13 protein-coding genes and 1 tRNA gene are annotated in these 12,339 nt (G+C 66.5%); 5 read left to right on the top strand and 9 right to left on the bottom strand.

Annotation, left to right across the window (positions count from 1 at the left end; all coding sequences use genetic code 11):
- The coding region (locus WB461_RS04140) for a peptide chain release factor 3 (protein WP_423851454.1) at nucleotides 1–1,318 on the bottom strand (1,318 nt) is incomplete at its 3' end.
- Between the two features lie 290 nt (nucleotides 1,319–1,608).
- Here WB461_RS04140 and WB461_RS04145 point away from each other — a divergent pair.
- Complete coding sequence (locus WB461_RS04145) at nucleotides 1,609–3,117, top strand: SulP family inorganic anion transporter (protein ID WP_423851455.1); 1,509 nt, start codon at nucleotides 1,609–1,611, stop codon at nucleotides 3,115–3,117.
- A gap of 8 nt (nucleotides 3,118–3,125) precedes the next feature.
- Nucleotides 3,126–3,335, top strand: coding sequence for a sodium-dependent bicarbonate transport family permease (locus WB461_RS04150; RefSeq protein ID WP_423851465.1), 210 nt, complete (start codon nucleotides 3,126–3,128; stop codon nucleotides 3,333–3,335).
- 27 nt (nucleotides 3,336–3,362) lie between these two features.
- Here the strand turns inward: WB461_RS04150 and WB461_RS04155 are convergent, their stop codons facing one another.
- The 4 genes from WB461_RS04155 to WB461_RS04170 all read right to left on the bottom strand — a co-directional run bounded on the left by WB461_RS04155 (nucleotide 3,363) and on the right by WB461_RS04170 (nucleotide 6,436).
- Nucleotides 3,363–3,779 (bottom strand): MerR family transcriptional regulator, encoded by a 417-nt coding sequence (locus tag WB461_RS04155; protein WP_423851456.1) that lies wholly within the window; start codon nucleotides 3,777–3,779, stop codon nucleotides 3,363–3,365.
- Nucleotides 3,780–3,941: 162 nt separating this feature from the next.
- The gene (locus WB461_RS04160; protein ID WP_423851457.1) at nucleotides 3,942–5,282 is read right to left on the bottom strand and encodes an FAD-binding oxidoreductase; all 1,341 of its coding nucleotides are present in this window, start codon (nucleotides 5,280–5,282) and stop codon (nucleotides 3,942–3,944) included.
- Between the two features lie 177 nt (nucleotides 5,283–5,459).
- Nucleotides 5,460–6,092, bottom strand: a complete 633-nt coding sequence (locus WB461_RS04165; RefSeq protein ID WP_423851458.1) for a hypothetical protein — start codon at nucleotides 6,090–6,092, stop codon at nucleotides 5,460–5,462.
- Nucleotides 6,093–6,349: 257 nt separating this feature from the next.
- Nucleotides 6,350–6,436, bottom strand: a tRNA-Ser gene (locus WB461_RS04170).
- A 112-nt stretch (nucleotides 6,437–6,548) separates the two neighbouring features.
- On the opposite strand from WB461_RS04170, the gene WB461_RS04175 reads away from it, so the two are divergent.
- Nucleotides 6,549–7,187 carry a nucleoside/nucleotide kinase family protein gene (locus tag WB461_RS04175; protein WP_423851459.1) on the top strand — a complete coding sequence of 213 codons (639 nt, stop codon included), beginning with the start codon at nucleotides 6,549–6,551 and terminating at the stop codon, nucleotides 7,185–7,187.
- 11 nt (nucleotides 7,188–7,198) lie between these two features.
- Here WB461_RS04175 and tadA read toward each other — a convergent pair whose 3' ends face one another.
- Complete coding sequence (gene tadA, locus WB461_RS04180; RefSeq protein ID WP_423851460.1) at nucleotides 7,199–7,651, bottom strand: tRNA adenosine(34) deaminase TadA; 453 nt, start codon at nucleotides 7,649–7,651, stop codon at nucleotides 7,199–7,201.
- Between the two features lie 73 nt (nucleotides 7,652–7,724).
- Between tadA and upp the strand changes: the two genes are divergently transcribed.
- Nucleotides 7,725–8,366 (top strand): uracil phosphoribosyltransferase, encoded by a 642-nt coding sequence (gene upp, locus WB461_RS04185; RefSeq protein ID WP_423851461.1) that lies wholly within the window; start codon nucleotides 7,725–7,727, stop codon nucleotides 8,364–8,366.
- A gap of 192 nt (nucleotides 8,367–8,558) precedes the next feature.
- Here upp and pntB read toward each other — a convergent pair whose 3' ends face one another.
- The 3 genes from pntB to WB461_RS04200 all read right to left on the bottom strand — a co-directional run bounded on the left by pntB (nucleotide 8,559) and on the right by WB461_RS04200 (nucleotide 12,043).
- A complete protein-coding gene (gene pntB / locus WB461_RS04190) occupies nucleotides 8,559–9,962 on the bottom strand; it encodes a Re/Si-specific NAD(P)(+) transhydrogenase subunit beta (RefSeq protein ID WP_423851462.1) in 1,404 nt (467 codons plus the stop codon).
- A 6-nt stretch (nucleotides 9,963–9,968) separates the two neighbouring features.
- Nucleotides 9,969–11,531, bottom strand: a complete 1,563-nt coding sequence (locus tag WB461_RS04195) for a Re/Si-specific NAD(P)(+) transhydrogenase subunit alpha (protein ID WP_423851463.1) — start codon at nucleotides 11,529–11,531, stop codon at nucleotides 9,969–9,971.
- 368 nt (nucleotides 11,532–11,899) lie between these two features.
- A complete protein-coding gene (locus WB461_RS04200; RefSeq protein WP_423851464.1) occupies nucleotides 11,900–12,043 on the bottom strand; it encodes a hypothetical protein in 144 nt (47 codons plus the stop codon).
- Between the two features lie 130 nt (nucleotides 12,044–12,173).
- Between WB461_RS04200 and WB461_RS04205 the strand changes: the two genes are divergently transcribed.
- Nucleotides 12,174–12,339, top strand: a 166-nt coding sequence (locus tag WB461_RS04205) for a maleylpyruvate isomerase N-terminal domain-containing protein (protein ID WP_423851466.1), incomplete at its 3' end; no start/stop codon positions are given.

Here is a 12,339-nt window from a genome sequence, read left to right on the forward strand (position 1 = left end):
GCAGCACCTGCACGACCCCCTCGCGATCAAGCTGGTCGATGCCGCGCCGGAACTGCTTGTGCCGACCTGCATCCCGCGACCTGACCACGGCGAAGTGCTCAGGCGCGAAGCTGGGGATTGGCGGGAACCGCACGGCGGTGCCGGCGAACAGAGTGTCCCCGATGCTCAGTTGCGAAGCGTTGACCAACCCCACCACATCGCCGGGGTACGCGGTGTCGGCGGTCTCGCGGTGGCGACCGAACACGCTCTGGGCATATTTCGTCGCAAAGGGACGACCGCTCTGCGCGTGCGTGAGCACGTCGCCACGATGAAACACACCCGAACACACTCGGGCGAAGGCGACGTGGTCGCGGTGCGCGGTGTTCATACCGGCCTGGATCTTGAAGATGAAAGCGCTGAAGTCTCCCTCGACGGGCCGACTCGCTCCATCGATGTCAGGTCGCGGGCGTGGGCCGGGAGCAATCGTCACCATGACATCCAGCAGCTGGTGGATCCCGAAGTTCAATGAGGCGGCCGCGAACAGCACCGGCGTGGTCCGCCCGGCAAGGAAGAGCTCCGGATCATGGTCACCCTCCGAGGCGCTGAGCAGCTCGGCCTCCTCGGACGCCACTGTCCACAGGTTGCCGAAACGCTCGGCCGCCTCGGCCGGGGAGTGGAACACCTGCGGCGCGACAGTCGCCCCGCCTGCCGTTCGCTGATACTCGATGCCGGTGCCGTCGCGCCGGTCGATCACACCGTGGAAGTCCCCTGCGATGCCAACCGGCCAGGTCAGGGGGGTGGGGCGCAGCGCGATTCGCTGCTCGATCTGGTCCATCAGCTCCAGCGGGTCCAGGCCAGGGCGGTCCCACTTGTTGACCACCGTGATGACTGGGATGCCGCTGCGCCGGCACACGTCGAACAGCTTGAGGGTCTGCGGCTCGAGACCCTTGGCGCCGTCCAGCAGCATCACCGCGAAGTCGACCGCGGACAGCACCCGATAGGTGTCCTCGGAGAAATCCGAGTGACCCGGGGTGTCAACCAGGTTGAAGACGATGCCCTCGTGCTCGAACTGCAGTGCGGTCGACGAGATCGAGATGCCGCGGGCCTGCTCCATCTCCATCCAGTCCGACACCGTCGCCTTGCGTCCGGCTTTGCCGTGGGTCGCACCGGCCTCGGTGATGACGTGCGCGTGCAGGGCCAAGGCCTCGGTCAGCGTGGACTTTCCGGCGTCCGGGTGCGAGATCACCGCGAAGGTCCGGCGGCGAGCGGCTTGGCCCAGCACGTCGTTCGAGCTCGCTCCGGACTGCGGCGCGACGTTCGACTCCTGGGGGCCATCCATGACACGACCGTAACGTCAGGCTGGGCACGAAGGATCGGCAGACGGCCGCACCCCACCTGCAGGGTGATTCTGCCCACATGACGGGCCGACGGAGCTGCGCAGATTCGTCGGCAAACCTCACCTAACGATAGAGTTGCCTTGGTCGCCCCGAGGATGTTGCTCGAGCAGTCGTCCCGGGATGCCGCGTCGATCGTCCGGACCGGACCGTCAACCCGGGCTCACGCCGACACTCTTCACCTGCGAGAACCACGACGGCTCAGCTGAGCCGACCCACGCGAACGGGACCTGCCATGGCCATCAACACCGTCCACCCGCCCGAAGCCGGCGACAACTACTCCGTACGAGCCGCGCTCGCATCCCCCAAGCTCCTGCGCATCGAGGCGCTCGCGGGGCTGGTCGTCGCGCTCGCCCTGATCCCCGAGGCGATCTCGTTCTCGATCATCGCCGGCGTCGATCCCGAGGTCGGGCTGTTCGCCTCGTTCACCATGGCCGTCTCGATCGCCTTCCTCGGCGGACGTCCCGCGATGATCTCCGCGGCCACCGGCGCCATCGCGCTGGTGCTCGCTCCGCTGGTCCGCGAGTACGGCATCGACTACCTCATCGCGACGGTGATGCTCGGCGGCGTCCTGCAGATCGTGCTGGCGGCGACTGGCTTCGCCAAGCTGATGCGGTTCATCCCGCGATCGGTCATGGTCGGCTTCGTCAACGCGCTCGCGATCTTGATCTTCACTGCCCAGATCCCTCACATGATCGATGCGCCGTTCGTCGTCTACCCGATGATCGCGGTCGGGATCATCATCATGGTCGTCTTGCCACGGATGACCCAGGCCGTGCCCGCTCCGCTCGTGGCGATCGTCCTGCTCACCGCCTTCACGGTGATCGCGGCGATCAACGTGCCCGACGTGGGCGATGAGGGCGATCTGCCGAACAACCTGCCGGCCCTGTTCACCCCGGACGTCCCGCTGAACTTCGAGACGCTGCGCATCATCGCCCCGTACGCCTTGGCGATGGCCCTGGTCGGTCTGCTCGAATCGCTGATGACAGCCAAGCTTGTCGACGACATCACCGACAGCCACTCGGACAAGACCCGCGAGGCCTGGGGCCAGGGTGCTGCCAACATCATCACTGGCTTCTTCGGCGGCATGGGCGGGTGCGCGATGATCGGCCAGACGATGATCAACGTCAAGGCATCGGGCGCGCGGACCCGCATCTCGACGTTCCTCGCCGGAGTGTTCCTGCTGGCGCTCGTCGTCGGTGCCGGCGACATCGTCGGAATCATCCCGATGGGCGCCCTCGTCGCCGTCATGACGATGGTCGCGGTAGGCACGTTCGACTGGCACAGCATCCAGCTGAACACGCTGAGACGCATGCCCAAGAGTGAGAACATCGTGATGCTCTCGACGGTCGCGGTGGTCGTCGCGACCCACAACCTCGCGATTGGCGTCGGGGTCGGTGTCATCATCGCAATGGTCATGTTCGCCCGTCGGGTCGCACACTTCACTGAGGTCATCGACGTCGCCCACCCCGACGAGAACACCCGGATCTACAAGGTCGTCGGCGAGCTCTTCTTCGCCTCGAGCAATGATCTCTTCTACCAGTTCGACTACGCCGGCGACCCGCAGAACATCGTCATCGACATGTCGGAGTCGCACATCTGGGACGCCTCGACCGTCGCGGCGCTGGACGCAATCGAGACCAAGTACCGGTCCAAGGGCAAGAACGTCGACATCCAGGGGCTGAACGAGGCGAGCATGGACCGTCATTCCCGACTCGCCGGCCACCTCGGTGGCACCGACTGAACGTCAGCCTGGGCGTGCTGGCTGGTCTGAGTGAGGGCGGGGCGACCCTGCTTGGGGTGCTGGCAGGGAGCGCCTCCTACATCGCGGCACCCGCAGCGGTTCGGTTGGCGCTGCCCGCAGCCAACCCGGCGTTCTACCTGACCAGCAGCCTCGGGATCACCTTCCCGTTCAACCTGGTGGTGGGGATCCCGCTGTTCTCACCCTTGCGGGGGCGGTGACCTGAGCACGATCGTGCACCACAGCACCTACGCGCTGGGATCCAGACTTGAGCGGGATGCAGCGCTGACCTCGGTCAGCTGCAGCGCGAACTCGCGGGCCTGCTCGACCTTGGCGACCAGGGAGGCGATCCGCTCGTCGACACCGCGACGTACCTCGTCCAGGCGCGCGAGCAGATCCGGATGCTCACCAGGGTCCAGGTCGCTCGATCCGAGTGCGTCGAGCACGACCAGAAAGTCACCGATCTCCTCGACGGAGAACCCCAGCGGCTTCATCCGCTTGATCAGCTGCAGCCGGCTGACATCGGTCTCGGAGTACAGGCGGAACCCTCCGACGCTGCGGCCAGAGGGGATGACCAGACCGGTCTCCTCATAGAACCGGATCGTGCGCAGACTCAGTCCGACCTGATCGGCGACCTCGCCGATCTGCATGCGTACCGCGTCCACTCGATCCACCCTGTCCCAGCGATCTCCACCGTGCGGTCAGTCTAGCCGCGCACCGCCGGAACCAATCGTGATCCTTTTCCTGTGCTGAACCTGGCACGAGTCTGTTCCGACGATCAGCTTGACGTCCTCGGACCAGTGCCAGCCTCGAGGCCGGTGACGCCATCAAGCGGGCACCTTGGGGCGGATGTTCTGATTGCCGGCAAAGACGTTGTCCGGGTCGTACTCAGACTTGATCTCGGTCAGCCGCTCGAACTTCTCGGCACCAAAGGCCGACTTGATGCGCTCATCGCCCTCGTCACCGATGAAGTTCAGGTAGACACCGCCGGTCGTGAACGGGGCGTTCGCCTCGCGGTAGTCGCGCACCCAGGCGAGGTTGGCCGCGTCGTCAGCAGCGTCCTCCCACGTCGCGAAGGGATGACTCACCCAGCTCGCCGAGCGCTGATTCAGCGGCGTGGCGTCAGCATCGACCCGCGCCAGCGCACCTCCCCATGGGATCAGCAGGTGTTGGGACATCGGCGATGCTCGACGCGCACCACCGTCGAGGAACACGTCGAGAGCCTCGTCGGGGAAATCGTCGTGATAGTCCGCGCTCCAGTACTGCCGGAAACCCGGCGGGTCATCGATCATCGACTGCAGTCCGGCATAGGGCATCGTGCCGACCAAGTCGATCTCCGGCGACAGATCACGCATGACCTGGACGACGTCCATCCCGGTGGCCTCGTCGCCGTTCCAGCAGACCGCGATCGCAATCAGCGGCTGACCTTGCAGGTGCTGCGGGATGAATTCCTCCGGCGGGCCACTGAGCATCACCAGGCCTGTGCCGAGCTCCTCTGGAGCGTCGTCTGCCCAGTCACGAAAGGCTCGAGACACTTCGGGCCCGCGGTCGGCCGGCCAGGCCATCAGCCCGCCGATGATCATTGGACCCACCGGGTGGAGCTGGAACTCCAGCGCAGTGACGACGCCGAAGTTGCCTCCGCCGCCCTTGCTCGCCCACAGAAGGTCCTGATGGTGGGTATCATCCGCGCGAACTTCCCGGCCATCGGCGGTCACCACCTCGACGGCGAGGAGGTTGTCGCAGCTGAGTCCGTGTTGCCGTTCCAGCCAACCCGAGCCGCCGCCGAGGGTAAGACCGGAGACACCGGTCGTCGACACCCGGCCGCCGGTGGTGGCCAGACCGAACTCCTGCGCAGCCGCGTCGAACTCGGCCCAGGTGCACCCGCCTCCGACCCTGGCCCGTCGGGCCGTGGCGTCAATGTCGATGGCCTCCATGGGACGGACGTCGATGACCAGGCCATCGTCATTGCTGGACTGACCGGCCACGGAGTGGCCACCCGATCGCACGGCGACACGCAGCTGATCGCGTGCGGCACGCTCCAGCGCTTCGGCGACATCTGCGGGGCCCTCGCATGCTGCAATGAGCCGCGGCCTCTTGTCGATCATCGCGTTGAAGAGCTTGCGCTGCTCGTCGTATTCAGCCGATTCCGGTTCGATCCACGTGGTCATCCTTGTGCCTCCTGGCCTGCCCCCGGGAGACCCACTATCCTCCGAGGCCGCCATGGTGACAATGCGTCGAGGCTGACAGGTATTGCCCTCCACTCCCCTGCATCGCTGGCGACATGGATCGTCCCCGGCTCCTTGATTCCCCTGTCAGCGCAGGCATCCGAGCGCAGCTGCCATGAGTTAAGCGGCGATCTGATCGGGCGTCTCAGGCTCGTCCGGCTCCGGCGGCAGGGCGCGTTCCGAGACGATGCGCCCCTCAGCGACATCCCAGAATCGGTCGGCCCAGCTCCACAGCCAACGACTGACGTGCGCGAGGATCCCCGTATGGGGCGAGCTGGGGTGTGGTCGCGTCGGCGAGTGGTCCGCGACCGACTCGAATCGACCCGCCAGCGCGTCCCGGCGTCGGAACTCGGTGACGTTCGAGAGGTCGGCCACGAGCTCCTGCTCGATCACGTGCAGCGCGCGCACTTCTGTGACGACGGATTCCCAGACAGTTGACCACTGAGCCCCCACATTGTGGGCCTCGCCGTACATGCGCTGCTTGGCCCGGATGATCGCCCGTTCCGACCGTTTGCACTGCATCACGTAGCGGTGCACCCGCTCCTGACCGTTCTCGAGGTGTGTCCTGGCGGCAGGCAGGACGAGGTCGCAGACGGCTGCGGTATGACGGCAGGTGTTCACCAGGAACGCATCGGTGCTCTGGACGATTTCGCGCCGTCCAGCGTGGACCTCCATCGACTCCTTGGCACTCACGAGCCGCCCTTCAAGTCGTGCGTGAGCATCGCTCATCATCTGGTGCAGCGCATCCTTCATGACCGGTTCCTGCTCTCTGGCTGGTTACCTGTGATTCGGATCACAGAGACCCAGAGATTGGTTGACCCCTCAATTATCTGGTTGCGCGGCACCACCCTCTTGAACCACACCTCCCCTAGCAGCGCGGCACGCCGCCCCTCGCCGCACCGGGCTGGTGGAGGACGTCGCGACTTCAAGTACCCCAGCCCCTCTGCTGAGGCAAAAAGAAAACCCCCGACGTCACTGTCATTCCAGTGAAATCGGGGGCCCTCATTCTGCGGTGGCGGTGGGATTTGAACCCACGGTAGGGATGAACCTACACACGATTTCGAATCGTGCTCCTTAGGCCACTCGGACACGCCACCGCGGACGAGGTTACCGGACACGCGGGCGACCCACCGAATCGGCACCCGGCAACCGCTTGAACGGCCACGATTCATCCGCGGGCTGGACGTCGTCGTGATGGAATGACCCACCATGGACGCGGCACTGATCGACGAGCTCGCGGGCCGCGCACGCGGCCTGATCCGCTCCGACGGACGGAGCCTCCTGGGCATCACCGGCGCCCCGGGAGCGGGCAAGTCAACCGTGACGGAAGCCCTCGTGGCGCACCTGCGGGACGAAGGCATCGGAGTCGGACACGTGGCGATGGACGGCTTCCACCTCGCCGACGCGGCCCTGCGAGAGCGCGGGATGCTGGACCGCAAGGGTGCTGTGGAGACATTCGACGTGCACGGCTACCTCGCACTGCTGGCACGCCTGCACGCAGATCTGACGAACGAGATTCTCGTCCCCCACTTCGACCGAGGGCTCGAACAGCCGGTCGCCGGAGCTGTCACCGTCCGACCGACGGACCGGCTCGTGGTGACGGAGGGCAACTATCTCCTCGACAGGAACAGCGCATGGCGGGCCGTGCACGACGAGCTGGACGAGACGTGGTTCGTCGAGCTGGACGATCACACCCGGCGCGAGCGCTTGGTCCTGCGGCACGTGGAGTTCGGCAAGACCAAGCCGCAGGCCCTGGCCTGGGTCGAGCGCCTGGACGAACCCAATGCCCGGCGAATCGCGGCCAGTGCAGGGGCCGCTGACCTGCTGATCGACGGCGCTCGGCTGTAGCAGCTCGGCCGTCACCCTCGGTGATTGGCGAAGAAGCTCCGGAGCAAGGTGGCCGATCGATCAGCCAGGACACCACTGACGACCTCGGGGCGGTGGTTGAGGCGACGATCCCGCACGACGTCCCACAACGAGCCCACTGCTCCGGCCTTGTCGTCGAACGCACCGAAGACCAGGCCGGCCAGGCGCGCCGCGACGATCGCGCCGGCGCACATCGTGCACGGCTCGAGGGTGACGACGAGCGTGCAGCCCTCGAGGCGCCACCCGCCGAGCACCTCCGCGGCCTCGCGGATCGCGACGATCTCTGCGTGCCCCGTCGGGTCGCCGTCACGCTCGCGAGTGTTGCGTCCCCGCCCGATCACCACGCCGCTCGGGTCGACGATCACCGCCCCAACTGGCACGTCACCGTCGACAAGGGCGGACTCCGCAAGCAGCAGCGCCTGCTCCATCAGCTGTTCTGTCGCCACGACTGTGCCTCCTGGTGGGCTGGCTCCACAGCGATGGTGTCAGACCCCCGATCGCGACCGCTACCCTGCTGGCATGCAGGTACACGTCGCTGACCACCCGCTGATCTCGCACAAGCTCACCGTGCTGCGAGACGCGCGGACCGACTCGCCAACCTTTCGACGCCTCGCCGACGAGCTGGTGACGTTGCTGGCGTACGAAGCCACGCGTGACGTGCGCGTCGAACCGGTCGAGGTCACGACCCCAGTCGCCGTGGCCACCGGGGTACGGCTCTCTGATCCGCGCCCGCTCGTGGTACCGATCCTGCGGGCCGGGCTCGGGATGCTCGAGGGCATGCAACGCCTGTTGCCGACCGCGGAGGTCGGCTTCCTCGGCATGGTCCGCAACGAGGAGACGTTCGAAGCCGTGACGTACGCCGAACGACTGCCCGACGATCTCACCGGCCGGCAGTGCTACGTCCTCGATCCGATGCTCGCGACCGGCGGGACGTTGGCCGCGGCGATCGACTTCCTGGTCAAGCGCGGCGCCGATCACATCACGGCGATCACCTTGCTGGCGGCCCCCGAGGGCGTCATCCGGCTCGAGCAGGAGCTCGCCGAGATCGACGTACCGGTCACCCTGGTGACCGCCGGGCTCGATGAGAAGCTCAACGACCTCGGCTACATCGTCCCTGGTCTGGGTGACGCCGGTGACCGCCTGTACGGTGTCGCTGACTGAGCGCCGGACCTACCGGTAGATCCCGAAGTAGAAGATCGCCACGACCACGAGGCCCAGCACCAAGAAGATCAGGGCCTTGCTCCCGACGCTCTCGTCGTCGTCCGGTCGGTCGTACTCGGGCTTGTCCACAGGTCCTCCAGGGGATTCAGGTCACCATCACTAACGATCCGCCTGGTCAGGCGTCACGTGCATTCACAGCTCGCGAATGATGTCCTCGACCCGCTCCTTGGCGTCGCCGAACAACATCTGCGCGTTGTCACGGAAGAACAACGGATTCTGGACCCCGGCGTAGCCCGCCGCCATCGACCGCTTGAAGATCACCACGTCGTCTGCCTCCCAGACCCGCAGCACCGGCATGCCGGCAATCGGGCTGCTGGGGTCCTCGGTCGCGGCAGGATTGACGGTGTCGTTGGCCCCGATCACCAGGACCACTGACGTCCCGTCGAAGTCGTCGTTGATCTCGTCCATCTCCAGGGCGATGTCGTACGGCACCTTGGCCTCGGCAAGCAGCACGTTCATGTGACCCGGCAGGCGGCCGGCGACCGGGTGAATGCCGAACCGCACGTCGATGTCGCGCTCGCGCAGCTTGCGGACCAGGTCCGCGACGGGATACTGCGCCTGGGCGACGGCCATGCCGTAGCCCGGAGTGATGATGACGCTGGACGCGTTCTTGAGCAGATCGGCGGTATCGGCGGCCGTGATCTCGCGGTGCTCGCCGTAGTCGGTGTCGTCGTCGCCGGACGCCACGATGCCGAACCCTCCGGCGATCACAGAGATGAACGAGCGGTTCATCGCCTGACACATGATGTACGAGAGGTACGCACCCGACGAACCGACCAGCGCGCCGGTGACGATCAGGGCGTCGTTGTCGAGCAGGAACCCCGAAGCCGCCGCCGCCCAGCCGGAGTACGAGTTGAGCATCGAGACGACGACCGGCATGTCGCCGCCACCGATCGATGCCACGAGGTGCCAGCCCAGGGCCAGCGCAACCACGGTCACTGCTATCAGCAGGCCGAGGCTCGGATCGATGACGAACCACACCGTGAGTCCCGCGAACGCCAGCAGGGCGCCGAGGTTGATGTAGTTCTTGCCCGGCAGCATCAACGGGCTGGACTTGATCCGCGCCGACAGCTTCAGGAAGGCGACGATCGAGCCGGTGAACGTCACCGCGCCGATGAAGATCCCGATGAAGACCTCGGCGTGGTGGATGTCAAGCAACGTGCCGACGTACTCGCGCTGATCGCTGTTGCCCTCGACCTCGTAGTAGCCGTTCCAGCCGACCAGCACGGCGGCCAGACCGACGAAGCTGTGCAGCAGGGCGATGAGCTCGGGCATGCCGGTCATCTCGACGACGCGGGCGCGCCACAGGCCGATCATGGCGCCGATCGCAACGGCGATCAGCAGCAGCACGACAGCCTTGCCGTCGGCGACGTCCGTCACCCGGACGAAGGTCGCGACAAGCGCGATTGTCATGCCGGCGATGCCGAACGTGACTCCCTGGCGAGACGTCTCGTGCTTCGACAGGCCCGCGAGGCTCAGGATGAACAGCAGGGCCGCAACGATGTACGCGGCGGTGGCGATGCTCTGGGAATCCATCGACGATCAGCCCTTCGAGAACATGCTGAGCATGCGTCGGGTCACGGCGAATCCGCCGAAGACGTTGATGGAGGCCAGCAGGATCGCGATGAACGACAGGACCTGGATCGTGGTGTCGTCCTGCGCGATCTGCAGCATGGCGCCGACGACGATGATGCCGCTGATCGCGTTCGTCACCGACATCAGTGGAGTGTGCAGCGCGTGGTGGACCTTGCCGATGACGTAGTAACCGATGACGATCGCCAGGACCAGCACCGTGAAGTGCTCGGGCAGGGGCTCGGGCGCGAACGCGTTGACCAGGAAGAGCGCGAGCACGCCGACACCGATTAGGGCCATTTTCCGGGCCGCTGTCATCGGCGTCTTGGCCGGTTCGGGCTCGACCTCCTGGGCCGGCGCCGTGGCTGGTGCCGCCGATACCTGTACCGGGGGCGGCGGCCACAACACCTCTCCGTCGTGCACGACCGTGATGGTGCGCTGCACGACGTCGTCGAAGTCCCAGACGATGCGGCCGTCCTTCTGGGGGGTCAGCAGCTTCATCAGGTTGACCAGGTTGGTGCCGTACAGCTGGGAGGCCTGGGTTGGCAGTCGGCCGGCCAGGTCGGTGTAGCCGATGATCGTGACGCCGTTGTCGGTGACGATCGCCTCGCCGGCGACCGAGCCCGCGACGTTGCCGCCACTGGCCGCGGCCATGTCGACGATGACGCTGCCGGACTTCATCGAGGCGACGTCCGCCTCCGTGATCAGTCGTGGTGCGGCGCGGCCGGGGATCAGCGCTGTCGTGATGATGATGTCGACATCGGCGGCCTGCTCGGAGTAGATCTCAGCCGCGCGCGCGTCGTACGCCTCGGAGGTGGCCTTGGCGTAGCCGTCGGTGCTCTGCTCGGTCTCGACGTCCACCGGGAGGTACTCCCCGCCGATCGAGCTGACCTGGTCGGCAACCTCGGCCCGCGGATCGGTCGCACGCACGACAGCACCCAGGCTGCTCGCCGTGCCGATCGCGGCCAGTCCAGCCACCCCGACCCCGGCGACAAGCACCTTGGCCGGTGGGACCTTGCCCGCGGCAGTGATCTGGCCGGTGAAGAACCGCCCGAAGACGTGCGCCGCCTCCACGACCGCGCGGTAGCCGGCGATGTTGGCCATCGAGCTCAGCACGTCCAGCGACTGTGCGCGAGAGATCCGGGGGACGGCATCCATCGCCAGCACCGTGATGGGCCGCTGTGACAGGGCCTCGACGAGCTCGGGGTTGAGAGCCGGAGCGATCAGGCTCACGAGCGTCGCGCCGTCAGCGAGCTGGGCGATCTCCGCGGCCGAGGGCGCATTGACCTTGAAGATGATGTCGCTGCGCCAGACGTCGAGAGTCGAACCGATCGTCGCACCCGCTTCGGCGTATGCCTCGTCGGTGAAGCTCGCGGCCTCACCGGCACCGGACTCCACCGACACGTCGTAGCCGAGGCTTATCAGCTTGCCCACGGTCTCGGGTGTGGCCGCTACACGCGTCTCACCTCGCTGGGACTCGGCGACGACACCCACGACAGATGCCGTGGCGGTCTCCTGCTCTCCGGGGCTCATTCGGCGAACGCTATCTGTTCGCCACCTGCTCGACCACCGGGTGAGACGACTGTCTCACTGCGTGGCCGCTGATCCCTCATTTGGGAGCCCGCTCCGGGCTCGGGCGACGTACCTGCTGATTCAGTAGTACCAGGGGAAGCATCTCGACGACTTTCGGTAGGTACTGAACCTCGTTGGAAGTCCGTAGGCCACCAGACCCAAGGCTGCAACGCGCACCGTCGGGTCCGCATGCGCCCCTTGTAGGACGCGCGTGGGTCAAGCGCTGGGAGCCAGCCAGGAGCGGGAACGAGCTCGCCGTTTGCCGTTCGACTTGCGGGACGACCGGGTCTGCCGATGAGCGGGCGGTGGCCCGAAGCGGTACGGATGAGTCAGGGGTCGAATGATGCGCGACCGAAACGAGCCAAGCAGTGCCACACCTGCTTGACGTGCTGCGCGGGGTACAGACCGGACCGCGCTGCCTCGCCGACGACGTCCGGCCTCAGGTCGTCTCCCAGCAGCCGTGCGAGTTCCACGATGTGCGGACCTCGGTGCTCGGGACCTTGTCCAGGCGGTCACTCAGTATGTCGAACACCTGCCCAGCCAAGCCGCGGCACGCCGAGCCCCGGAGTGGCGCGACCGCTGCTGATGGTCTAGGAAGGGGCCATGACCACCCACGAGGACAGTGCGGCGGCGTACGTCGCGGTGCGCGAGCGCATGACCGAGCTGATGCGGCAGACGTCGTCCGAGGAGCTGGCCCGGCAGGTGCCGGCCTGCCCGGACTGGAGCGTGCAGGACCTGCTGGCGCACGTGGCGGGCGTCGCCGTCGACG

The sequence above is a fragment of the Aeromicrobium sp. genome (assembly GCF_049587115.1).
GTDB lineage: Bacteria > Actinomycetota > Actinomycetes > Propionibacteriales > Nocardioidaceae > Aeromicrobium.

Coding starts and splice junctions, on each gene's coding strand:
- WB461_RS04175 (WP_423851459.1), top strand. CDS start 6,549: ATGGACGCGGCACTGATCGACGAGCTCGCGGGCCGCGCACGCGGCCTG.
- pntB (WP_423851462.1), bottom strand. CDS start 9,962: ATGGATTCCCAGAGCATCGCCACCGCCGCGTACATCGTTGCGGCCCTG.
- WB461_RS04165 (WP_423851458.1), bottom strand. CDS start 6,092: ATGAAGGATGCGCTGCACCAGATGATGAGCGATGCTCACGCACGACTT.
- WB461_RS04195 (WP_423851463.1), bottom strand. CDS start 11,531: ATGAGCCCCGGAGAGCAGGAGACCGCCACGGCATCTGTCGTGGGTGTC.
- WB461_RS04145 (WP_423851455.1), top strand. CDS start 1,609: ATGGCCATCAACACCGTCCACCCGCCCGAAGCCGGCGACAACTACTCC.
- upp (WP_423851461.1), top strand. CDS start 7,725: ATGCAGGTACACGTCGCTGACCACCCGCTGATCTCGCACAAGCTCACC.
- WB461_RS04160 (WP_423851457.1), bottom strand. CDS start 5,282: ATGACCACGTGGATCGAACCGGAATCGGCTGAATACGACGAGCAGCGC.